The organism is Thermanaeromonas toyohensis ToBE, from assembly GCF_900176005.1.
Lineage (GTDB): Bacteria > Bacillota > DSM-521 > Neomoorellales > Neomoorellaceae > Thermanaeromonas > Thermanaeromonas toyohensis.
Window position 1 is genome coordinate 2,668,207 of record NZ_LT838272.1, and the last position, 21,140, is coordinate 2,689,346.

A 21,140-nucleotide genomic window follows, 5' to 3' on the forward strand; every position below is an offset into this window, starting at 1 on the left:
CAAGGGCCCTTTATTTTTTAATAATATGACTAGTTTACAATATACTTTTAAGCCCGGGGCTGGAAGCCCATCTGTCCCATCTGGACAGGGCCTACTCCAACCTGGGCCTGAAGCCGCATAGCCTCTTGTCGCATCTGTTGCTGGAGCTGATTTATATCCTGCATGTTGGCCATCTGCAGGTTGTACCAACCCCGGGCGTTTAGGGAATCAAAGACCATTTTAAGGCAGTTCTGCTCGTCCTGGTAAATATTAAAAAAATCCCGCCTTAGGTCTTGGTTTGCGCATTCAGTGATAGCCATGTTGTAACAAGACGCTAAAAACTTCTGGCTAGCCAAGCAATCGCTGGCCATGAGCTTATCATCCATTCCCGGAATGGGCATACCTTTCCCCCCTTACATCAACTGCTGGCCACCCAGGTGGCGCATTAGAGTATTGTAATGGCGCTGATGGGCTTGCTGTAAGGAGCTAAAAAGTTGTTTCAATTGGGGATCGGTACATTGGGCTGCATAGACACCGCATTTTTGGATCATAAGAAGCTCAGAACTTAAGTTCTCCCTTAACTGCATCAGTTCTGCTTGGGTCAACGGCATAGGAACCCTCCTTAACGCTTTGGTCCTAAGTTTACTACCCTAAGTTTTCCCCTTTAACTTCGTCCTATACGTTACTTCCCCTTTCTTTAAGACAACATCTTACTTAAGCGCTGGGGATCGAAACCTACCATAACTTTTTCTCCTACTATAATAGTGGGGACCGCCATATGGCCTGAACGCCGGTACATTTCTTCCCGCGCTTTATCGTCCCGGCTAACATCTTTCTCTTCAAAGGAAAAGCCTTTACGGGAAAGAAACTCTTTCACCGAGGCGCAAGTCGGTCAAGTGGGTGTGGTATAGACAATGATTTCTGGGAGCATTTCGTCACCTCCATAAAAGTAAATACCGAACCCGCTGGGGTTCCTCGTACTTGAGCTTTTTCTTAGTTTCCCCAGGAAAAACACGCATCTATACTTTGATTTCCAACTAACTATTTTTCCCCCGCGAAAGAAAAGAACTTAAAGCTGTACGGGCGCTGTTTAAAGCTACACCCCAAAAGCCCTTTCCTATTAAAATCTCTTCTAAGGCTACCAGTACTTTTTCTAGCTCCGCGTAACCCACTATTAGAGGAGGTTCCAAGCGGATTACATTGGGATTATTTAAAGTATACGCTGTTATAATTTGGTACTTATTCATAAGCTCTCCAGCCACAAGGGAACCAAAATATTGCTGGGAAAGCTCATTTAACTTACCTAGGCTAAGCTTATCAAGAAGCCCGGCAGCGGGCTGGTTAAACTCCAAGCCTATAAGAAGCCCTCGTCCCCGTACCTCTTTGATGAGGTTAGATTTTTCTTTTAATCGCTTTAAACCTTCCAGTAAAAATTGGCCTTTCTCACGGGCCTGGGCTGCTAAATCTTGCTCTAAGATGCTAGAAAGGGCGGCCAGGCCAGCGGCCATGGCCAAGGTGTTGCCTCCAAAGGTGGAAGTGTGAAGTAAACACCGTTCTGTTCCACCATAGGCCCGATCCCAGATATGAGGCCGGGCGATATAAGCACCTAGAGGCATTATGCCCCCGCCTAAGGATTTAGCTAGACATAGAATATCCGGAACCACCCCGTCATGTTCGCAGGCAAAAAGATACCCTGTTCGCCCCAAGCCGGTTTGAATTTCGTCCACAATGAGCAGGCTACCATATTTATCACACAGCTCCCGGGCCCGGGCGAGATATCCATCCTGTGGGACTATAACCCCTCCTTCTCCCTGGATAGGCTCTACAATAAAAGCGGCTACGTCCCCTATGGCTAGCTTCTCTTCTAAAGCTTCCACGTCACCAAAGGGGACTGGCTCACATCCTGGAAGCAGGGGTTCAAAGGGTTTTTGGTATTTCCGCCGGCCAGTTACCGAAAGGGACCCCAAGCTTTTACCATGGAAAGAGTTCTCACAATATATGATCTTAAACCGACCTGTGGCGGCTCGAGCTAATTTAAGGGCGCCCTCTACAGCCTCCGTTCCACTATTGCAAAAAAACACCCGGCTTAAATCCCCGGGAGTGACCGCCGCTAGGTTGTGGGCCAAGGCTGCAGCCAGGGGATTGAGGGAAGCCTGGAGAAGGTTGGGACGCTCCCGAACCATTTCCACGGCCTCAATTACTTTAGGAGGATTGTGCCCCAGGTTAAGGGCTCCGTAGGCACCTAAAAAGTCAAGATAGCGTCTGCCCTCGCGATCCCAAACGTACATCCCTTCGGCACGCACAAATTGTTTATCAAAATCAAGAAGGCTTAAAAGGTTAGCTAAACCGGGGTTTATATAGCGTTTATAGTATTCCCTTATTTCCTGGCGGGAAAGGCGTAAGGCATCTTCTAAGTTTAAAAGATTGTACTCAGCTACCATAATTACATGGGAACTCCTTCCTGAGAATGGTAGTATATACATGCTCATTTTAGCATGTATAGTATAAAAAAACCAGGCCTCTCTACAAGCCTCCTTTGAAGCCTTAAGGGCCTGGCCGTACGATGACGTACTCCTAGTGCACGTCCACTATACCTGTCCTCCGCACGTGCACACTACACTTGTGCTTCTAAAACCAGCACTCTATACCAGTCCGGGTTTCAGATGTTCCTTAAGTGCTGCTCACTTGGCTTTCGTAATGATTTTACACCCTACTGTACCTGAGCTTCCCGCAAGGTTGACTGTTTCTCTTCCCAGATATTATCAGCCAACCTCCCCCATTCCTGGGCATAAGGTGTAAGCTTAGCCGCAAATTCATCTATAGTCTCCTCATCGTGAAGTTGGGTGCAGTAGGCTCCAGATTCGTGTACTATCTCCCGTAACATTTCAGGATTATCAATTAATGGACAAGGTCGCCGTAGGTTGGGGTGGAAGGGCTGGCGTTTCTGGTAGGCACGGAAAAGGGGATTCTGCAAGGCCTCTATTAGACTTATATTCTTGATATTGCAAGTGCTATAATGGACAAAGGCACAGGGTTCAACCTCTCCCGCAGCGTTTATATGGAAATAACGCCGGCCACCGGCAATGCAGCCATTACTAGCCTCACCATCATTCCAGAAATCAACCAGGAAAATGGGTTTGGTCTGACGGAAGTAGGTGATACGTTCAAACATCCAAGCCCGCTGCTCCGGTGTAGCCATCATTTCTAAATCTACATCTTTACCAATGGGGATATAGGTGAAAAACCATACAAAGGCTACACCTTTATCCACCAGCATATCAATAAAAGCTTCGCTACCTAATTCTTCCGTATTTTTACGCGTATAGGTAACTGAGGCACCGAAAACCGCACCATTCTCTCGTAACAGATCCATGGCTCGCATAACCTTCTTAAAAACACCTTTACCGCGCCTGGCATCGGTAGTCTCCTCAAAACCCTCAAGGCTAATAGCTACCGTGATGTTTCCTAGGCGCACCATCTCCTGAACAAAGCTTTCGTCAATCAGAGTTCCATTGGTAAAAACGTGAAAAACCTGGTCTGGGTGTCTTTCAGCGAGGGTGAGGATATCTTGCCGCCGTAGCAGGGGCTCGCCTCCGGATAAAACGATAAAATAAATCCCCAGTTTTTCTCCTTCAGTAGCGATGCGGTCCATAGTAGCCAGATCCAGCTCCTGCGTTCGCTGGTAATCTCCGGCCCAACAACCTAAGCAGTTCAAGTTACATTTTTCAGTAGGGTCCATTAAGATGGCATAAGGGACAGACACACCCAGCTTGGTAGCCCATTCCTTTTGCCGGGGAACACCAATAAAGGTTGAATTTACAAAAAAGTTAATGGCTAAGCGCTGGCGAATATTGGGATGGGTTTGGGTAAGAAGGCGCTGGGCAAACTTATACCAGTTACTTTCTTTATCCTGAAGCACACGCTTAACTGCAGCCACCATCTCACGATGATGGGGTTCCCGGGCTAGCTTTTCAGCGATCCCTAATATGCCCCGGAGGTTACGCTCTGGATTGCGGAGGATAAATTTTACTCCCTGCTCCAGTAGCTTTTCCCCCACAAAAGTTTCGGCCAGATTCATGCCTTGCTCCTCCCCTCCGGCCGCAGTTTCTTTGGTAAATATATACACCCACCCTAGACCCAAAAGACCAATTTTCTCTTTAAATTATACCTACTTTTGCTAATAACGGTCAACTCTTTCAAATAGGAGCAGGAATATCCTTTTATTATTTAAGGCTTTTAGGGTCAAAATAATTAACGCAGGGACTTAAACTTATATTAAGGAGGCTTGGCCATGACCATTGGAACCCGCATGCATCAGTGCCTTACTTCACTAGAAGGGGCCATCGCAGACCTTAAGAGCTTTGCTCTGGAGACACAGGATAAGAACGCTCAGAAGCAGTTTACCGATTACGCCAATCAGCTGGAAAACATCGCCCAGGGCTTGAAAGGCCGCATCAACTATATTGAAGGTCAAGAGCCCCAGTATCGGGTCTACCAACAAGCCCAGCGAAGCTAGTCCCTGCATATTAAAAAGGCTTCCCTTCTTAGCTTAAAGGGAAGCCTTTTATTCTGGTGCGAGAGGCGGGACTCGAACCCGCACGGACCATAGGTCCACGAGATTTTAAGTCTCGAGCGTCTGCCCGTTCCGCCACTCTCGCATGTGAGATGTATTAATTATCTTGTGACGTTATTATATCATAGCGTGGAGAACCTTTCAACGGTCTTCTATAATTCCCTGCCGGTTAAGCACATAAAAAATACCACTGGCAGCAGCTACTTTTTTACCTTCTACCATCAATACTGCCTGGGTGTGTATAATATTTTTACCTTCATGAATTACTTTCCCTTCGCAAATTATCTCTGCACCTTCCTGGACGGCATGGAGATAATTTACGGATAAATTCACCGTAACTGCAACTCTCCCCAGACTTCGGGCAGCCACACCCATAGCAGTATCAGCTAAGGTTGCAAATACCCCACCATGCAAATTTCCCCAAGGATTAAGATGTCTTTTTTCTACTTTAAGCCTTACCTCTGCATGGCCTGGGCTTATACTTAAGAATTCGATACCTAAAGAATCTACAAAAGGGTTGGGTCTTACCTTCATTATATGGGGAACCTCCATATTTTACAATTTTCTACGTGACGAAAGGTTGGCCAATGTAGCCGCTCTTACAATAGAATACAAAAGTCGGAGTTGGGCCAGCCTTCTCCTGTAGGAAAGCGCTTAAGGCATCTTCCCAAGAGGCAAATTTCTCCTTCGCATTGATACACGAGACACGGGCCATAAAATTAACCCCCTCCCACAAGCATCGCTCATTTCAGGCGTTGCCTGTGAAGGGGGTTTTAAAAATTAATGGAGGCGCGGGCCGGATTTGAACCGGCGAATGGCGGTTTTGCAGACCGCAGCGTTAGCCACTTCGCCACCGCGCCTTATAGATAAAATGGAGCGGAAGACGGGATTTGAACCCGCGACCCCCGCCTTGGCAAGGCGATGCTCTACCGCTGAGCCTTCTAAGCCTTGTACCTCAATGCCCTGGCAGTCTCCGGCGTTCTCCACGAGCAACGCCCACAGGGGTTTCATGTAGTAATTTCGCCACCCGGAGGGGTATTCCTGCCTATGGCTAAAACTTTCGTCATGGCCGAACATTATGCCTTTTTGAGGAAGGGCCTGTAATTTGTTACCCAATCAGTGGGCAGGCCGTTCTCCCCGCACAGCTCACGGTAGCGCTCGATGAGCGGCCTCAGGGCCCGGCCTTTTCTGGCCAATGCCTGTATTTCCGCAATCTCGCCAAGCACGTATTCCCTGACTTCCTCCTCGAGGGGGAATATACCCTGCATAATCCGATACTTGTGCTGCCTCAGCAGGCTGAAGAAGCGCTTCCTGGCCTCTCCTTCGGGCCTGCAGTAAGGGCAATCGCTATGGTAAAAGGCTAAGTGCTTCTCACAGGCCCTGAAGGGCCGCTTTACACCGTGCATAAAGGCCAGGACTAGCTCAGCAGTAGCGGCTTCCAGGGCGGTTTCTGCTCTCGTCCACCACCCAAAGGCGTTACCTCTGGGCAAACCAGCGTAAAATGGCAGAATTTTGAGCCTACACCAGACAGCCCACAGCTCGGGTCGGGTACCGTTCAGGTACACTTCCAGCTCTGCATCCCCCTTTCGTGGTACTATTTCCATATCCCGCCACTTCCTGCCTGCTGCAAGGTACAAAGCCATAATGCATAGGAGCCATACGCGGGCTATGATGTCCTGTCCGTTAGTTAATCCCGTCATTTTCACGAGGGAGGATGGCGGAGGGCCTTTGCTATCGTCATAGCGCAAGAATTCATCGAGCACCGCTACGGCGTAATGGCCTGGGAGGTCGTTATCCTCCCAGATAACGATGTGGCCGGCCGCCGGCACGCTGAAAAGGTCCTGGAGTCGTTACAGGAACATGGTGTACCGAGCAAAATTATTCACCTTCCAGGTCTCGTGGAGGGAGAAGATATTGCAGATTTGATAGCACGAGGAGAAATGACCCAGGAAAAGCTTTTAGCCTTAGTTAATGGACAAGAGCAAGCCTCCGTAGCGAACCCACCCCGGCTACAGGTGAAAATCTGGTCCGCGCAAGAACTGTCCACAACAGAACTCCCCGAACCATCCTGGCTGGTCCCGGGCATATTGCCTGATCACGGCCTTGCTGTCCTTGCAGGTAAGCCCAAAATTGGCAAATCCTAGCTAGCACTCGATCTCGTCACAGGCTTAGCTTCCGGCAGCTCAGTTCTAGGGCAACCAGTCACAGCTACCGGACCAGCCCTTTACCTTGCATTGGAAGATACACCCGGGCGGTTAAAGCAGCGGCTTACCCTAGGTGGCTTTCCAACACCCAAAACGGCCAAGTAACACGTGTTTACGGAATAGGGTTACAGCGATTACACGAGGGAGAGATGGCTTCTCTCCCTCGTGTGGGAAAGTAAATGGCGTGCAAAAAGGGGGTGCGTATATGCAAGCCCAATATCTAGAGCTTATTCTATGGCAGGGTGATAACCCGCCGCTCCCCGTTGTACCGTTCCCTCCGGCAATTCGTCGGCTTCTGGCGCGGCGCCTGGGTATTCCTGAGGATCACTGGCAGCGGGTGCACGTCCTGGCGCAGACTTGCGCTTATTGCGGTAGGGGGTTAGAGGATGGTCGTATCGGTTCCGGTATGGGCATTTACGACAAACCTTCAGGAGGTAAGCGGCTCGTGCTTTACGCTCTCTGCTACCGCTGCTCGCTTAAAGCGGCTAATTCCGCCTCTTTCAGGGAGCGCGTAGTGCAACACATAGAAATCAAGGCAATAACAGCAGGTTTTCTACCTTGGCTGGACAAACCCAAAAGCACGTGACCCTTTCCACAATCTGCCGTTTAGTGTGGGAGTACCAAATGCAGAATGTTCGTATTTGGTGCAATATGGCAATAGTGGAATTAAAACCCACAAAATGGGAACGTGCCAAGGCTTGGTAGTAATTGCTGTACGGTAGTTAGGCCCGCATATGAAAAACATCACCTTCTGCCATCTCCTTGTAGAGTTGCCTCCACAGGTGTTTAGCTAACTCCGCTACTCGCTCCTCTAGCTTCTCCCTGACTTGTTCAATTGTGGCTGACATAAGGCTTACCTCCTTTTGATATGGTGTTTTTAACTAGGCGTATCGCCTAGCTTCTAAGGCAATTATAGCAGGTAAATTGGCCTACGTCAATAGGCAATTAGAAAAATTTCATGTGCATTTTTCCTGCCTAGTTGTGCTTTTCGGTAAAACATGATAAACTTATAGCTGGAAGGAGGAAAGCGCTATGCCTATCGAATGCAGGCTTTCGACTATCCTTGGTGCTAGGCGGCTTAAGCAGGCCGATTTGATTAGAGCTACGGGCTTAGCCAAGGCGACGGTAACAGACTTATACTATGACCGGGCTAAGCGAATAGACTTTGCTACACTAGAGAAGCTATGTAAGGCCCTAAACTGCCAGCCCGGCGATCTGCTCGTCTTTGTGCCCGATGAAGAGCAAGGCCGCTAGGGAACGCGGCTCATGGGCTCGTGGGCCTGTGGCTCATGGGTCCGGCTAGTGAGCTTGTGGGCCCGTATGGGAAGTAGAGTTTTCCACAGGGGTAAAGGGGAGCAAACACAAGTGCTGGATAAAATACGTGAATGTATAAAAGAGGGCAAATGGGCCATGACTGCCCACGCGAGGGCTAGGGCAGGACAGCGCAAAATTAAGGATGAGGAAGTTGTTTATGCCCTGGTCAACGGGGAAATATTGGAGAATTACCCTGACGACCCCCGTGGGCCGAGCGCTCTTATTCTGGGTTATACCGAAGACAAAAGGCCATTGCACGTCGTTTGTGCCTTCGACCCTTCGGGAACACTGCTCATTATAACTGTCTACGAGCCTCAGCCTCCGAAATGGGTAGACGAGAAAACGAGGGGGTGAAAAACGACATGGTGACCCGTTGCTATCTTTGCGGAGGTAAAACAGTTCAGCGCCTGGTCACCGCCGAAAACTGGTGGGGCGACCAACTGACCTTAGTGGAGGGTGTGCCGGCCTGGGTATGTGAGAACTGTGGTGAAAAATACTTTGAGGCCGAAGTTTGCCGCATCTTAGACGCTATGCGTGAGGCCCCGCCAGCGGAAGAGAGGATAATGCGTGTGCCTGTTTACAAGTTCCCGCCCGCTCGCCTAGCAAAAACGCCTTCTACAAGGCCCTAGAAAGGCCGTGAAAAGGCCGGGAGGTATTTTGGGTACCTGCCCGGCCTTTTTCACGGGCTTGTAGGCCAAAATAGAAGGCGTGCTTAGGGCTTAAAGCCTGGGCTTTAAACTTAGAGCTTCCTCACGCGCTCCCGGACCTGGAGGAGGCGGTTAACGGGCGAACACTGGGCATTTTCCCGGTGAAGGTCGGCCTCCACGAGGACAGTATAGCGGCGGGTGGTGTTGAGCGAAGTATGGCCCAGTTGCCTCTGAACGTAGAAAGCCGTGGCACCGCTTCGTAAAGCGAGGATGGCCGCGCTGTGGCGTAGGGTGTAAGGCGTCACGTTTATCCCCAATTCCCTGGAGTAGCGTTTTAGCCGGTGGGCCCAGGAGGAGACCAGCATCCTCTGGCCGTTCTCGCTGCAAAACACGGGCACTGCCGGACCCCATGCCGCAGGCCGGGCATTGATGAGCCGGGCCAGGTACTTAGCCGTTTGGGCGTTAAAGACCACGGTGCGGGGCAGGCGGGTCTTGCTTATATGGGCCGGTATGTACGCCTCATAACTGCGGAGGTTGAAATGCTCAGGCAGGAGGGCCAGGGCCTCAGAGGGCCTTGTGCCCGTATCGAGTGAGAAAAGGAGCAAAGCGAGGTCACGCAAGCCCGTGAAGGTATCTTGCCTTCGCTTGAGGAAGCTCACCAGAGCGGCTAGCTCTTCCTCCGCGGCTGCCCGGGGCGTTTCGCCTTCACGGCGCTGCCTTACCTTTACCACAGGGTTGGAGGGAATAATCCCTATGTGCATGGCCCAGCGGAAAAAGGTATTCAGCTTGCGCCGGGCGGTATTGAAGAAGCTGGGTTTGCTGGGCGCAAGCCTGGCGAAATACTCGAGAACGGCTTCCTCCAGCGCCTCCGGCTGGGACCAGGCATCCGGCCTGTGGGCGAAAAACCGGCGTATGTGCCATTCGTAATCGTTAAGGCTTCGCTCCGCCAAACCCCCGGCCTGCTTCTCCCGCAGGAAAGCGCTTAGAGCATCCTCCCAGGTGGCAAATTTCTCTCTGGGGTTTATACGCAGCACGCGGGCCATAAAAAACTAATCCCTCCCGTGGCATCGCTCACTTTGGAGCGTTGCCCGTGGAGGGTCTTTTTCAGGAGCATCGCTCTCGGCAGTTTTATAGCACGGGTATATACTGGAGGCGCGGGCCGGATTTGAACCGGCGAATGGCGGTTTTGCAGACCGCAGCGTTAGCCACTTCGCCACCGCGCCTTATAGATAAAATGGAGCGGAAGACGGGATTTGAACCCGCGACCCCCGCCTTGGCAAGGCGATGCTCTACCGCTGAGCTACTTCCGCCCGTGCATCTTCTATTTTAGTTGGTCGTTAATCTTTTGTCAAGAAGTAAAGGGCTCTATAATAAAAAGTGTGGGATAGGGGTAGATGGGATTAAGCGAGTGGGAAGGTAGATTTTGGTTGTAGGAGGAAAAGGACGGGGGCACATCCAAATGAATATTAGCAATCCAAAACCCTTTCAAGAGAGGAGTGCCCCCATGCACAAGATTAGCACGTTCACCCTCGAAGAGCAAGAGAATTTTGAGAAAATACTACAGCCCATTTTAGAAGAACCCCAAGACCCAGGAGATATTGTGTTAAAGGTAACCGTAGACCCTCCAGAGGTATGTCCTGTATGCAACGAAGGCAAATTACACAGGCATGGCTTCTTAAAGGAGAACCAGAAGCCGAAAGAAAGAAGAATTCGCCATGCCTTCTTATACAGTAGATGGGTCATTCTATTGTGGGTTCCCGTACGGTATAAGTGTTACCGTTGTGGCAAGACTTATACCCTTCGTCCTCCGGGTACCAGCCCCTGGGCCAGATTTACAAAATTAGGGGTGCAGACAGTAGTTTATTATGCCCAGAGGATGAGCTTTACTTATGCGGCTCAAATGTTAAACCTTACCCCCACTAGGGTTATAAGATTAGTGGACAAGTATGTCCAGCCTAATCTTCCTTTTGATGATACTCAAGAACCTATAGTGTTAACCTTAGATGAGCTATCCTTTACTGGGAACGATTTTGTATGCATGGTAGGGAGGTTGGAACCGGACAAGAGGCCTTTGACTATTTTAGAGGATGTGAGAACGGCAACTATAAAGGCTTACCTAGAAGAGCTCAAGAAAGCTGGGGTCAAAGTAGAGGCGGTAGTAATTGACATGAAAGACTCTTGGCGTAAGTTAATCAAAGCAATATTTCCTTCAGCCAAGATAATAGTAGACCCTTTTCATGTGATCCAGGATGCTAACCGTCGTTTAGATGAGGCAAGAAGGATAGAGCAAGAAGCGAGCAAAGAGAAGATACCCCGGTTTCCTCTGATTAAAGCTAAAGAGAGACTTACTCCCAGACAGCAAGAGGCATTAGAAAAAATTAAAGATAAATACCCGTCCCTCTATGAATTATACCAGCTAAAGGAAGACTTAAGGCAAATTCTAAGGATGGACCGGGTAGAAGAGGCAGAAGCTGCTTTGAGCCGTTGGTTTATAAATGCAGAATGCGCTGAAAATGCAGAGGGACGGATATGGGCCCGTACTATCAAGTCTTGGAGGTCAGAAATATTAAACCTGGTAAGATATACCCAGCAAGGTCGCCGGTACACTAATGGCTATATAGAAGGTAAAAATACCTTAAGCAAAATGCTTAAACGCTTAAGTTTCGGCTTCAGAAATCGCATTCATTTCATCAAAAAAATCTTCCTAGGATGTTGCCCCCAAAATCTGATCCCACAACTATTGACATAGAGCCGAAGTAAAGGGCTCTAGAATGTAGATAGGCCAGAGTTTCGTTTACAGTACTTTGAGAGGGTTAAACAGGTATTGAAAAGGGTGGGTATCCCAGGGGTATTATCAAAGTGGCTACCAAAAACCCGAAAGGAGGGACACCCACCCAATGACATTCCTATTCCCTCCGGACCATCTCCACTTCATCTCTACATCAAATCCGCTTATTGAACATATGTACTATAAAGATTTTGTTTATGCAACACGACAATATTCCACTACCGCTTCAACAATAGCCTTTAAATTAGTATTAGGGGTTCTTAAGGGTACAGCACATTCGGGAGCGATAATTTCTATTCCTGCTTCACAAATGGCGAATACTTCCCTACGTACATCTTCTGGAGTACCCTCGAGGAGGGTGACTGGATTATTCACGTTTCCGATTAAAGAAATTCTTCCTGCTACTATTTCGTGGGCGCGGCGGGGATTAACTTTGGAATCAAAATGAAAACCACTGAACCCCGCTAGGACAACATACTCTAAGCGGTCAATAGTATTGCCGCAGATATGCAAGATAGTAGGACCTTCGATTTGTCTTGTTATTTCCTGGTGGACGGGTAAAAGAAAATCACGGTAGCACGTGCCACTTACCAGATCGCCAGTGGCATGATCGGCTACGGTAATCACATCCGCTCCAGCTTTAAGCTGGGCGTTAGCGAACATAACCGAGACCTCTTTTAATCTAGCTAGAAAACGGTGTACTTTGTCGGGTTCCAAGATAGTTTTAATCAGGAAATTTTGTACACCATGCAAGTGGTAGGATAAAGTCCACGGCCCCATAACTTTTCCTATAAGACAGACGTAATCACCGTACTCTCTTTTTAATATTTTTAAGGCTTTCAGTACAGTTCGTACTGGTGGCCGGTCTAAGAAATCTGTGGGTACCTTTATTTCCTCTGGATCCCCAAAGGGGTTTTCCAACACATCGGGCATAGTGTCAAGTGTACCCCAATTTATTTTTAGCCCAAAGGCCGCTACCTCCTGTACCACACTAAAATAGGGTGCGATAGTATCGAAGCCCAAAAGTTCGTAGCCCGTAGCGGCTAGCCGGGCCATCTTTTCAGGGTCTAGGTGTACCTCAGGAAAATAAGCACCGCAAGCTTCCATAGACTCCACAGTAGCTACCGAAGTGGGATTCCCCACGGGAATACGATCCACCCGCTGACGATATAAAGCTCTTAAGAAACGCTCTTTAGGTGTCATAGCATCCATGAACTTCACTCCTTTTAAAAGGGTGTTACAAAAATAGGACTACAACACTCATGAATCCCACTGCCATCGGACTGTGATATTGTTATAGATTCTTTCAGTTTGGGAGGACTAAAAAAATTTTTCGCGAATAATATTATTAACTCTTGGTTTATATTCTGGTTTATATTCCCGGGAGGTAAAAATAAACATGGCTTATGCTAAGATAGATGCGGGTATATGTGGCTTTATTACTGAAGTAGAAGTAATCGCGCATGACATAATGCAAGCTAAAGTCAAAATTAACACCACCTGCCCTAATATCCAAAAAATAGCTGCTGAGCTTACCGAGGTCAATCCCCTAGAAGAAATCGGAAATAAAAATGAAGGCAGCCGTATTCGCGAGTTCTTCCAGCGGTATAGCCCCCATGCTGCCTGTCCTGTTCCTTCTGGGCTAGTAAAGGCCATAGAAGTAGCCGCAGGCCTGGCTCTACCCCGGGATGCTCATATATATGTATCGCGCTGATGGTACCAGATCCTAAGGACCGTGCTAAACAATCTATAAGTTTTATAGAAGCCCCTGTCAGAGGGCTCACCATGATTACCAGTAGTTACCTGTTCTAAATTCTTTCGGGTCTACCGCTTGACCGGGGAACACCTCTAGGAAGTCCTCCCCATCTAATTGCAAATTTATGAGACGCTCTAGCCATTTTAAATCACCCTGCAATTCATCATAATGCAGATTACAGAAAGCAGCAAACGCCCGGGTATACTGCCGATCCTCCACACCCTGGCTTTGCCCCGTATCGATGAAGGCTACGCGGGTATACCCTTTAAGCACCTCTTTTAAAATCCACCTGGCTGTCTCTTCACCGTAAAGGGAAACACATCGCTGGTATTCTTTGTAAGGATCGGAACCGAATTCTATCCAGCCTCGGCTTAAATAATAAGCATTGCCCTTCTCTTTATCTCTTTCATGGGCTGTACGAGATCCTAAGAGCAACCCGATGCAGTCGTCAGCCTTAGGAATCACTAGACGACAGCGGCGGGTTTGCAAACCGGCTATACCATTGCCACATAAGCCATAACCAAGAATAATAACACCATTAAATCCTTCTTTTTCCAGCCGTTCAATATTTTCCTGCACCGTGGTCCGGAGTAAATCCGGTGTCCGGTGTAAACCTTGCTTTAAAAAGGTAACTTCCTTAAGGTTTACCCCTAAGCTTTCTAGCTCGTAGCGCAAAACCTCGCAGGCAATAATATATCTTGCTACCTGCAAAAATAGAGCACCTCCAAAGCAAAACAAGGAGCCTTTCTAGGCTCCCAGGAAATTTATAGTGTAAACGGAACCCAGCGATATAACAATTTAGGGGTTATAGTTTCATAGGTAAGGTTCCCCACTCGTTCACCATTTCACCAATTCTCTTAATACGAGAAAACTTGGCGTTAGCCGGCACAGTATCAGCCACACCAAGGATAAACCGATAACCTGGTGCTATCTCTTTAAAGAGCCTACGCATAAAGGCCTCAAATTCTTCATCTGTCATACTCTCTTCTTCCAACACCACCGACGGTACCCCACCGAAGATAGTCACTTTATCCTTAAAAGCTTTCTTAATCTCCGAAATTGTACATTTGGTCATGGGTTGAGGGCATATGGCCTCTGCTATGTCCATCCCGCTCTCGGCTAAAAGGTGTAATAATCCCTGATTTTCCCCGTCACAATGGCATAAAAGAAGCTTGCCTTTTTCATGAAGTAAGCTGGATAGCTTTTGAAGGTAAGGCATGATATATTTCTCAAAGAAAGGTGGATAAGTAAGCATTTCATCGAAATTAGCCCCCGAAAATACTACTTCTGCTGGAGAATCAGCTAAAATACGGAATACGCTGTCAAAGTATGGTTCCATATCTTCACAGAGTTGCTCCAACTCTTTAGGATGGTCGTACAGCTCTAAGTAGAATTGGGTAGGACTCATGAACTCCTTCATGATGTGGTGCATGGGGCTGGCTGAAAGGTTAGCGAAGGCGGCAGCAAAACCACGGTCGCCGACTTTTTCCTGATATTGCCTATAATTATCATAATCAGGAGTAACTTTGAGGTTACGGAAAATATATCCTACCACTTTGTAGTCTTCAGGCTTCTTTATTATATGCTCCTCAATCCAAGTAATAGAAGCCCCCGCTTTTCGCATTTCCTCTGTATATAAAATTTTACAAGAAACATTACCTATAGGCGTTCTGTATTCTACTACTGTAGCCTCGCTTTCTTTCTTAACTACCCTTTCTACATTTTGTAGTTCAACCCGGTAAGCCATTCCCCAAAGGCGATAAAGTCCAAGCCCGCGATCGATGTTATCATCTTCTGAACGGACATTCAAAAATTCTGGCACTATCCGGTGATGGGCTACACCTAAAGCATCATATATCTGTTCAAGGGTATAACCTTGATATTCAGGGGGTAACGTCCCGTATAAGGAGTTGCTGTTATACCACAGATCTAGCCGTGGTGCCCAGGGCAATTTGTCCGGCCATTCCCCTCGTGCAGCTCTAAGCATACGTTCTTTATGTGTCATCATAAGGTCATCAGCCCGCTTCTTTAGGTTTGTGACCAGGGGCGAAGGCCCCTGGTCAAGGGAGATTAGTCTAGCTCTAATGGATACTTCCCATATTTTTTCACAGCTCGGGCCAAGGCCCAAACATTCTCCACCTTAGCATAGGCCGGCAAGCTGTTGGCGCTGCTCAAAATATAGCCTCCACCAGGGCCCGCTACCCTTATACGTTCCTTTACCTCGGCCTCTACTTCCTCCGGTGTGCCTTGCGTAAGGGTATAATCTAAATCTATATTCCCTACTAAGCAGACCCGATGCCCATACTCCCGCTTCATCTTACCGATATCCATAGCTGCCGGCTGGATGGGATGGATGGCGCTCATCCCTAAGCTCAAGAGATCCTCCATAATGGGAAACAAGTTCCCATCGCTATGAAAGATCCAAGGTTTCTTGATAGCCTGGGCTACCACCTTCATATGGGGCAAGAGGAACTCCCGGAAGGCATCGGGGGAGAGCCAAGGACCTTTATTGTCGGCGATATCATCGTTAGCCCAGAAGAAATCAAAGTCCATTTCATTTAAATGTTCAACCACCCTAGCTGACCACTCAGAAAAGCGGGAGTGGATCTCATGGATAAGCTTGGGGTTATCGAACATAGCATAGGCGAAATTATCTAGCCCCATACTATTGATGGTAGAAGCAGCCCCCAACCGGATACGGGCAAAAACCGCATATTTGCCCTTATATTTAGCGATCCACTCGGCTACCTTTTCATAACGCGCCGGGTGATCCGGGTCAGGCAGGTACTGGTCGAATAATTTAAGGGAATCTTCGTTGACCAGTAGGCCCTTCTCGATAAAATTACGACCTTCAGCGTCTACACCCATCTTGGCGATCCACGGTGGGAAAAAGTCAAAGGTAATCTTCGGCGGGTTATAATAATTCTCATGAAAGGCATCTGCACCTTGCATAGATTGACCTGTACCCGCCTGCCCGCCAGATGGATAGTGATACCCGAAGGCATCTAGACCTAAGACATCGCACAGCTCATCGGGTGTAAAGTTATCCCGCCCCATGATCTGGATCTGCAAAGGTTCCTCAACGTCATTTTCAACGAAGGGAACCCGGTCGGGTACTCCGCGGGCCAGCGCTGTGAGTACACGTTGGCGCGGCGTCATCTCTGACATTTTGTATTCACCTCCTGATTAAAATTTAACATATTTTAACTTTGAAAGAAATACCACTTTTTGTTTAGTGGATATCTTAAGCAGATATTTCTTCTAAGACTCTCCCTTTAGTCTCCTCACCCAATACAATAACTGCTAGAGCTGCAATTACAAAAGCCAAAGCACCTAAAGCAAAAACTGCATGTTGACCTGCGCGCGGTAATATTACCCCCACCACATAAGGTCCAATAAGGGCCCCTACACGGCCGATGGAAGAAGCAAACCCTGCCCCTGTTGCTCGTGCCCGGGTGGGATACAACTCGGGTGTATAGGCGTATATAACAGACCACATACCAAACATGAAGAATTGCATACATAGGCCAAAGGTGATAAGGGTGTTTATAGTACTCGCAGTTCCATAGAGATAAGCCGCTATAGCGGATCCTAAAAAGGCGATAGCTGCAGAAGGCTTGCGCCCCAAAACCTCCACAGCGTAAGCTGCTGTAAAGAAGCCTGGTACACCGGCCAAGGAAATAAGGAGGGTATAGAAAACCGACTTAGTTACAGCAAAACCTTTTAGCTGGAGCATAGCCCCTAGCCACGTGGTTAAACCATAGTAGCCCAGCAGACCGAAAAACCACACACACCATATCATTACAGTACGTTTAGCGTAACCAGGAGCCCATAAGTCGAAAAAAGAAAATTTACGTTCAGTTTTCGCCGTGGTATACGGTACAGGCTTGGGTGGCGGCAATTCTTGCCCCCCAAGTGCCTTCTTAACTTCCTCTTCAAAGGCGCTCATAACACGATCAGCTTCTTCTAGTCGACCTCTATCTTCTAGCCAACGCGGGGATTCTGGTACAATCCGCCGGATGATAAGAACGAAAATAGCTGGAATCCCCTCCGCTATAAAGACCCAACGCCACCCACCTATGGGCAAGATAATATAGGCTAGGAGGCCAGCAGTAATGAAACCCAGAGGCCAGAACCCCTCCAACAAGGCAATATACTTACCGCGATGTTGAGCTGGTATAAATTCGGAAACGAGGGACTGCCCAATGGGGAATTCCATACCCATACCGAAGCCTAGTAAAATACGGAGCAAAGCCAACTGTTGAGGCGTCTGTGCTAGGCCGCACAGGATGCTAGCCGCACCCCAAATCACCATACTCCATTGGAAGACTAACTTCCGGCCGAACCTATCGGCCAGCATACCTGCCGTACCCGCTCCTAGAAACATACCTAAAAAACTCATGCTGGAGAGTAATCCTGTTTGGGCAGTGGATAAATTGAAGTAAGTTTTGAGGGAACCCAAAACAAAGGTGAGCATAGCTAAATCAACAGAATCGAATAACCAGGCCGTAGCTATAATTAGAAAAATCTTCTTTTGATAGGAAGTCAATGGTAGTCTTTCTAATCTTTGAGGAATACCAATACGTTCGCTCCTACTCACAGATTGGGCCATATAATTCCCCCCTCTCCTTTTTTCCTAGTTTTGTAATCTTGGGTTTATAAAGTATTTTGGCTTTTTTATTAACAAACCTCCTTCCTGATTAATATTTTTTAGATGCCCTTTTGCATTTTACATATTCGCTATACCCCTGTTCTCTCCTTTGAACAATTCCTTCATTTTTTTGTACAATTATGATTTGTTCTATATACCACAAGGCCTGACCACCTGATGATATACTTGTACTCAAAGGAATACAAAATCCTACATTACAGTCGTACTTCGGAAAATGCCGGGTGTTACACCTACCTCTCGCTTAAATACCCGAGAAAAATAGGCTACATCATTATAACCCACCCTCCGGGATATCTCTTCCAAAGTTAAATCCCCTTTACGTAGAAGCAATTTAGCCTGTTCCAGGCGCACTAGGGTTAAATACTCGATAACTGTACGGCCTAGTTCTTGTTTGAAAAGCCGACTTAAATGAGCTGGACTTATTCCTACTGCCCGGGCTACATCTTCTACCCCGATGTTGCGGGAAAAATTTTTGTTAATATAAGCTATAGCTTGCTTGATATAGGGAGAGGAAATCCGTGTTTTACCTGACCTAGCGCAGGTACTATTAATAAAATCTTCCAAAGCTTGGAAAATCCAAAGAATACTTTCTTCTAAAGAAAGTTTACTCAAACCTTCCATATATTTCATGCTCAGTTCTAAAATCTCTTCCGCTGTAGCACCCCCAGCTAGGGCAGCCCGAGAAAGCAAAGCCAGGAGTTCGAGAAGCCGGAACTTGATAGTCTCTGCTCGGTTTATCCCTACAAATAGGATATTGCCTAACAACTCTTCCAGGACGGTTTCAGCTCCTTCACGATCTCCCAGACGGACTTTGGTTATTAAAGCTTGTTCTTTTTCTAGCTGGTAAGAATCCCCCTGGCGCCAAGGCTGGGCTTCTACCAGCCAAGACCATAAAGAACCTCCAGTGATTTGTTCAGATTTGACTGCTGGAAATCTACATCCTCTACTTGGGTCAGCCGGTGGTATATTATTGTTTGAGGCCAGCGAGGGGATGGGGAGGGCAGAGGTAGCAATATGTCTGGCCACTAGTTTAAGCAGTTCTACTGCACCCTGTACTTTACGGGGTGAAACTACTTGAATGCGGAGTATAGCCTCTTTTAATTCCTCCTCTGGAAGCTCCAGATCCTTTACTTTTCTAAGTATTTCTTCTATTGCCAAGTCATCCAGCTCCCACATCAATACCTGGCCACAAATTATAACTGCCTTCACCTGGTCCCCCACCAGGATAGGTACTGCCCAGTGGACAAGTCCAGCGTGGCAGAAAAAAATATAGGGATCACATAGACCGTAAGCCTGGCGGCAGGCCTTGATATGGGTTTCCCTACAACGCTCATTACCCTCAGATACAGAATTTACCATCTGGCAAAAGGGTGAATGATAATGATAATCTTCTACCTCGAGCCACGGCTCTCCCTCGGCATTGAAGACCGCGGCCCGTACTCCTGTAGCTTCGGTAAAGGACCTTAAAAGCCTCTGTACAAGTTGCCCTTGCATATCCTGCCTCATGTCCTTTTTCATAACCTGCTTTAGAACCGGCCTCCCTTTAAAATGGCTACTAAAAGCCAGATAAAAACTACTGAGGCTATCCCGATACCTATCTCTAGCACCGGTAGCCGGAAAAACAATCTACCACCCGTTAAAGGTATAGCCCCTAACCCTGCGCTAATAATCAGGCCAGCCATTAAAATGCTAAAGGCTAAAAATATAAGGCTTAAGCTTAGTTTATTGACTGCTCCTTCTAGATGCCGGAAAAATATCCTAAGTTCTCGATGTTCGAGTTTCAAAGTAAGATCTCCACGGTTAAGCCTTAATAAAGCACCCTTTACCTGTTGGGGAAGTTCATGGGCCAGGTCTAGGTAATTCCAGAAATTTTCTTCTAGTTGTCGCCAGAGTTCCCGCGGCCGGTACCTACTATGGATAAGCTCTTTTACGTAAGGACCAGCCATCTCCACCAAGCTAATTTCAGGATCCAACTGGGTCACCAAACTCTCTAAAGAAAGGAGAGTTTTGCCTAAAAGAGAAAATTCTACCGGCATCTGGATGCGGAAACGGAAAGCTACTTCTAGAAGATCATTTATAGCCTGACCCAACTTTATATTTTTTAAAGGTATATTCAAATACCGCTCCCGCAGCCTATCTATTTCCCGGCGCAAAGCGTTGAAATCGAGGTCCTGAGGGATAACACCTAGATTGAGCATAGCCTGGATTACCTCCTGGCTACGACGCCTGACCAAACCTAATACCAGCCGGATAGCCTCCTTTCTATGTTCTTCAGACAAGCTTCCCATAAGCCCGAAATCCATAAAAACTATTTTCTCCCCCGGTAACACAGCTAAATTTCCAGGGTGGGGGTCTCCGTGGAAAAAACCTTCCACTAAAATTTGGCGATAAAAGGCTTGTACCAGATACCTAGCAATACGTTTAAGATTGTATCCCCTCCGCTTAAGTTCTTCCAAGTTGTTAAGCTTTATACCTTCCACGAATTCCATGGTGAGAACACGGCTGGTAGTATATTCCCAATATACTCGGGGGATATACACCTGGGCCTCACCCGCTAGTACCTGGCGTAACCGGTCAGCATTGCGCCCCTCCAAGGTATAATCTAACTCTTGTTTTAGGGCCCGACTAAACTCCTGCGCTATGGATACAAAATCGTAAATTTGGCCGTAGACAGTGTGACGCTGGGCCACGCGCGCAAGATAATGGAGGATCTCCAGATCAACCTGGATTACCTGTTCCACCCGCGGACGCCGGACCTTAACTATCACCCGTTGGCCTCCAGGTAAAGAGGCCAGGTGAACCTGGCCAATGGAAGCAGCTGCCAAGGGCTGGGGATCAAAACTAACAAAAATCTTTTCCCAAGCTTGCCCTAGCTCCTCCTGAAGAACAGCATATATATTCTCTGTGCTAACGGGAGAAACCTCATCTTGCAAGCGGGAAAGTTCGTTTATTATTTCCCGGGGCAATATATCTGGCCGGGTGCTTAAAAATTGCCCGAGCTTAACAAAGGTAGGCCCCAACTCTTCCAAAGCCAACCGCAGCCTCTGACCCGGTGAAAGCCTAAGTTTGTCTCTCTTGGCCACCTTGCTAAGCAAAGTGCTAAAGCCTAATTGATCTATAAAATAACCAAAACCATACCTGGCTAGGGTATTGGCTATTTTGCGCAGGCGCTGGACATGGGTATAACGCTTTCCTAGCAAGGAGACC

24 protein-coding genes and 4 tRNA genes are annotated in these 21,140 nt (G+C 47.7%); 8 read left to right on the top strand and 20 right to left on the bottom strand.

Features of this window, described 5'->3' with window-relative positions:
* Positions 1-47: 47 nt before the first annotated feature.
* The 5 genes from B9A14_RS13625 to B9A14_RS13645 all read right to left on the bottom strand — a co-directional run bounded on the left by B9A14_RS13625 (position 48) and on the right by B9A14_RS13645 (position 4,057).
* On the bottom strand, positions 48-380 hold the full coding sequence (locus tag B9A14_RS13625) for a spore coat protein (protein ID WP_084666417.1): 333 nt from the start codon (positions 378-380) through the stop codon (positions 48-50).
* Positions 381-392: 12 nt separating this feature from the next.
* Complete coding sequence (locus B9A14_RS13630) at positions 393-590, bottom strand: hypothetical protein (RefSeq protein ID WP_084666418.1); 198 nt, start codon at positions 588-590, stop codon at positions 393-395.
* A gap of 86 nt (positions 591-676) precedes the next feature.
* Complete coding sequence (locus B9A14_RS13635; RefSeq protein WP_084666419.1) at positions 677-910, bottom strand: glutaredoxin family protein; 234 nt, start codon at positions 908-910, stop codon at positions 677-679.
* Positions 911-1,016: 106 nt separating this feature from the next.
* Positions 1,017-2,420, bottom strand: coding sequence for an aspartate aminotransferase family protein (locus tag B9A14_RS13640; RefSeq protein ID WP_157110081.1), 1,404 nt, complete (start codon positions 2,418-2,420; stop codon positions 1,017-1,019).
* 269 nt (positions 2,421-2,689) lie between these two features.
* Positions 2,690-4,057: a radical SAM/SPASM domain-containing protein gene (locus B9A14_RS13645; protein WP_084667158.1), complete on the bottom strand. Its 1,368-nt coding sequence runs from the start codon at positions 4,055-4,057 to the stop codon at positions 2,690-2,692.
* Positions 4,058-4,270: 213 nt separating this feature from the next.
* Here B9A14_RS13645 and B9A14_RS13650 point away from each other — a divergent pair, with 213 nt between their 5' ends.
* The gene (locus tag B9A14_RS13650) at positions 4,271-4,495 is read left to right on the top strand and encodes a DUF1657 domain-containing protein (protein WP_084666420.1); all 225 of its coding nucleotides are present in this window, start codon (positions 4,271-4,273) and stop codon (positions 4,493-4,495) included.
* 54 nt (positions 4,496-4,549) lie between these two features.
* Here the strand turns inward: B9A14_RS13650 and B9A14_RS13655 are convergent.
* The 4 genes from B9A14_RS13655 to B9A14_RS13675 form a co-directional block, all read right to left on the bottom strand.
* A tRNA-Leu gene (locus B9A14_RS13655) sits at positions 4,550-4,637 on the bottom strand.
* A 56-nt stretch (positions 4,638-4,693) separates the two neighbouring features.
* Positions 4,694-5,086 (bottom strand): PaaI family thioesterase, encoded by a 393-nt coding sequence (locus tag B9A14_RS13660; protein ID WP_172839167.1) that lies wholly within the window; start codon positions 5,084-5,086, stop codon positions 4,694-4,696.
* Positions 5,087-5,336: 250 nt separating this feature from the next.
* Positions 5,337-5,412, bottom strand: a tRNA-Cys gene (locus tag B9A14_RS13665).
* A 216-nt stretch (positions 5,413-5,628) separates the two neighbouring features.
* Positions 5,629-6,315: a hypothetical protein gene (locus B9A14_RS13675; RefSeq protein WP_084666422.1), complete on the bottom strand. Its 687-nt coding sequence runs from the start codon at positions 6,313-6,315 to the stop codon at positions 5,629-5,631.
* A 12-nt stretch (positions 6,316-6,327) separates the two neighbouring features.
* Between B9A14_RS13675 and B9A14_RS13680 the strand changes: the two genes are divergently transcribed.
* Together B9A14_RS13680 and B9A14_RS13685 are read left to right on the top strand one after the other, a co-directional pair.
* A complete protein-coding gene (locus B9A14_RS13680; RefSeq protein ID WP_157109969.1) occupies positions 6,328-6,696 on the top strand; it encodes an AAA family ATPase in 369 nt (122 codons plus the stop codon).
* A 265-nt stretch (positions 6,697-6,961) separates the two neighbouring features.
* Positions 6,962-7,342: a hypothetical protein gene (locus B9A14_RS13685; RefSeq protein ID WP_084666424.1), complete on the top strand. Its 381-nt coding sequence runs from the start codon at positions 6,962-6,964 to the stop codon at positions 7,340-7,342.
* A gap of 136 nt (positions 7,343-7,478) precedes the next feature.
* Here B9A14_RS13685 and B9A14_RS18050 read toward each other — a convergent pair whose 3' ends face one another.
* Positions 7,479-7,604 (bottom strand): hypothetical protein, encoded by a 126-nt coding sequence (locus B9A14_RS18050; RefSeq protein ID WP_269456743.1) that lies wholly within the window; start codon positions 7,602-7,604, stop codon positions 7,479-7,481.
* A gap of 184 nt (positions 7,605-7,788) precedes the next feature.
* Between B9A14_RS18050 and B9A14_RS13690 the strand changes: the two genes are divergently transcribed.
* The 3 genes from B9A14_RS13690 (at position 7,789) to B9A14_RS13700 (ending at position 8,699) form a co-directional block, all read left to right on the top strand.
* The gene (locus B9A14_RS13690) at positions 7,789-8,010 is read left to right on the top strand and encodes a helix-turn-helix domain-containing protein (RefSeq protein ID WP_084666425.1); all 222 of its coding nucleotides are present in this window, start codon (positions 7,789-7,791) and stop codon (positions 8,008-8,010) included.
* 111 nt (positions 8,011-8,121) lie between these two features.
* Positions 8,122-8,424, top strand: coding sequence for a DUF4258 domain-containing protein (locus tag B9A14_RS13695; RefSeq protein WP_231967783.1), 303 nt, complete (start codon positions 8,122-8,124; stop codon positions 8,422-8,424).
* Between the two features lie 8 nt (positions 8,425-8,432).
* Positions 8,433-8,699 (top strand): type II toxin-antitoxin system MqsA family antitoxin, encoded by a 267-nt coding sequence (locus tag B9A14_RS13700; protein ID WP_084666426.1) that lies wholly within the window; start codon positions 8,433-8,435, stop codon positions 8,697-8,699.
* 110 nt (positions 8,700-8,809) lie between these two features.
* On the opposite strand, the gene B9A14_RS13705 is transcribed toward B9A14_RS13700, so the two are convergent.
* From B9A14_RS13705 to B9A14_RS13715, 3 genes are all read right to left on the bottom strand, one after another.
* Positions 8,810-9,760: a tyrosine-type recombinase/integrase gene (locus B9A14_RS13705; RefSeq protein ID WP_084666427.1), complete on the bottom strand. Its 951-nt coding sequence runs from the start codon at positions 9,758-9,760 to the stop codon at positions 8,810-8,812.
* Positions 9,761-9,864: 104 nt separating this feature from the next.
* Positions 9,865-9,940 (bottom strand) — tRNA-Cys (locus B9A14_RS13710).
* Between the two features lie 12 nt (positions 9,941-9,952).
* A tRNA-Gly gene (locus B9A14_RS13715) sits at positions 9,953-10,027 on the bottom strand.
* 194 nt (positions 10,028-10,221) lie between these two features.
* Between B9A14_RS13715 and B9A14_RS13720 the strand changes: the two genes are divergently transcribed.
* A complete protein-coding gene (locus B9A14_RS13720) occupies positions 10,222-11,466 on the top strand; it encodes an ISL3 family transposase (protein ID WP_172839126.1) in 1,245 nt (414 codons plus the stop codon).
* A 234-nt stretch (positions 11,467-11,700) separates the two neighbouring features.
* Here B9A14_RS13720 and B9A14_RS13725 read toward each other — a convergent pair whose 3' ends face one another.
* Positions 11,701-12,717, bottom strand: a complete 1,017-nt coding sequence (locus B9A14_RS13725) for an MtaA/CmuA family methyltransferase (RefSeq protein ID WP_084666428.1) — start codon at positions 12,715-12,717, stop codon at positions 11,701-11,703.
* 187 nt (positions 12,718-12,904) lie between these two features.
* On the opposite strand from B9A14_RS13725, the gene B9A14_RS13730 reads away from it, so the two are divergent.
* On the top strand, positions 12,905-13,219 hold the full coding sequence (locus tag B9A14_RS13730; protein WP_084666429.1) for a DUF6951 family protein: 315 nt from the start codon (positions 12,905-12,907) through the stop codon (positions 13,217-13,219).
* Positions 13,220-13,294: 75 nt separating this feature from the next.
* Here B9A14_RS13730 and B9A14_RS13735 read toward each other — a convergent pair whose 3' ends face one another.
* The 6 genes from B9A14_RS13735 to B9A14_RS13760 form a co-directional block, all read right to left on the bottom strand.
* Entirely contained in the window at positions 13,295-13,972 is a 678-nt protein-coding gene (locus B9A14_RS13735) for a DUF1638 domain-containing protein (RefSeq protein WP_172839168.1), read from the bottom strand.
* Between the two features lie 94 nt (positions 13,973-14,066).
* On the bottom strand, positions 14,067-15,389 hold the full coding sequence (locus B9A14_RS13740) for a uroporphyrinogen decarboxylase family protein (RefSeq protein ID WP_084666431.1): 1,323 nt from the start codon (positions 15,387-15,389) through the stop codon (positions 14,067-14,069).
* A complete protein-coding gene (locus B9A14_RS13745) occupies positions 15,332-16,429 on the bottom strand; it encodes a uroporphyrinogen decarboxylase family protein (protein ID WP_084666432.1) in 1,098 nt (365 codons plus the stop codon). The genes B9A14_RS13740 and B9A14_RS13745 overlap by 58 nt, the downstream gene beginning before the upstream one ends.
* A gap of 76 nt (positions 16,430-16,505) precedes the next feature.
* Positions 16,506-17,873, bottom strand: coding sequence for an MFS transporter (locus B9A14_RS13750; protein ID WP_172839169.1), 1,368 nt, complete (start codon positions 17,871-17,873; stop codon positions 16,506-16,508).
* A 249-nt stretch (positions 17,874-18,122) separates the two neighbouring features.
* Positions 18,123-19,439: a PocR ligand-binding domain-containing protein gene (locus tag B9A14_RS13755; RefSeq protein WP_172839170.1), complete on the bottom strand. Its 1,317-nt coding sequence runs from the start codon at positions 19,437-19,439 to the stop codon at positions 18,123-18,125.
* Positions 19,440-19,459: 20 nt separating this feature from the next.
* Positions 19,460-21,133 (bottom strand): ABC1 kinase family protein, encoded by a 1,674-nt coding sequence (locus B9A14_RS13760; RefSeq protein WP_084666434.1) that lies wholly within the window; start codon positions 21,131-21,133, stop codon positions 19,460-19,462.
* Between the last annotated feature and the right edge of the window lie 7 nt (positions 21,134-21,140).

Coding starts and splice junctions, on each gene's coding strand:
- B9A14_RS18050 (WP_269456743.1), bottom strand. CDS start 7,604: ATGTCAGCCACAATTGAACAAGTCAGGGAGAAGCTAGAGGAGCGAGTA.
- B9A14_RS13680 (WP_157109969.1), top strand. CDS start 6,328: ATGGCCTGGGAGGTCGTTATCCTCCCAGATAACGATGTGGCCGGCCGC.
- B9A14_RS13685 (WP_084666424.1), top strand. CDS start 6,962: ATGCAAGCCCAATATCTAGAGCTTATTCTATGGCAGGGTGATAACCCG.
- B9A14_RS13720 (WP_172839126.1), top strand. CDS start 10,222: ATGCACAAGATTAGCACGTTCACCCTCGAAGAGCAAGAGAATTTTGAG.
- B9A14_RS13690 (WP_084666425.1), top strand. CDS start 7,789: ATGCCTATCGAATGCAGGCTTTCGACTATCCTTGGTGCTAGGCGGCTT.
- B9A14_RS13755 (WP_172839170.1), bottom strand. CDS start 19,439: ATGAGGCAGGATATGCAAGGGCAACTTGTACAGAGGCTTTTAAGGTCC.
- B9A14_RS13650 (WP_084666420.1), top strand. CDS start 4,271: ATGACCATTGGAACCCGCATGCATCAGTGCCTTACTTCACTAGAAGGG.
- B9A14_RS13750 (WP_172839169.1), bottom strand. CDS start 17,873: ATGGCCCAATCTGTGAGTAGGAGCGAACGTATTGGTATTCCTCAAAGA.
- B9A14_RS13660 (WP_172839167.1), bottom strand. CDS start 5,086: ATGAAGGTAAGACCCAACCCTTTTGTAGATTCTTTAGGTATCGAATTC.
- B9A14_RS13730 (WP_084666429.1), top strand. CDS start 12,905: ATGGCTTATGCTAAGATAGATGCGGGTATATGTGGCTTTATTACTGAA.
- B9A14_RS13625 (WP_084666417.1), bottom strand. CDS start 380: ATGCCCATTCCGGGAATGGATGATAAGCTCATGGCCAGCGATTGCTTG.
- B9A14_RS13745 (WP_084666432.1), bottom strand. CDS start 16,429: ATGTCAGAGATGACGCCGCGCCAACGTGTACTCACAGCGCTGGCCCGC.
- B9A14_RS13700 (WP_084666426.1), top strand. CDS start 8,433: ATGGTGACCCGTTGCTATCTTTGCGGAGGTAAAACAGTTCAGCGCCTG.
- B9A14_RS13705 (WP_084666427.1), bottom strand. CDS start 9,760: ATGGCCCGCGTGCTGCGTATAAACCCCAGAGAGAAATTTGCCACCTGG.
- B9A14_RS13640 (WP_157110081.1), bottom strand. CDS start 2,420: ATGGTAGCTGAGTACAATCTTTTAAACTTAGAAGATGCCTTACGCCTT.
- B9A14_RS13630 (WP_084666418.1), bottom strand. CDS start 590: ATGCCGTTGACCCAAGCAGAACTGATGCAGTTAAGGGAGAACTTAAGT.
- B9A14_RS13645 (WP_084667158.1), bottom strand. CDS start 4,057: ATGAATCTGGCCGAAACTTTTGTGGGGGAAAAGCTACTGGAGCAGGGA.
- B9A14_RS13725 (WP_084666428.1), bottom strand. CDS start 12,717: ATGGATGCTATGACACCTAAAGAGCGTTTCTTAAGAGCTTTATATCGT.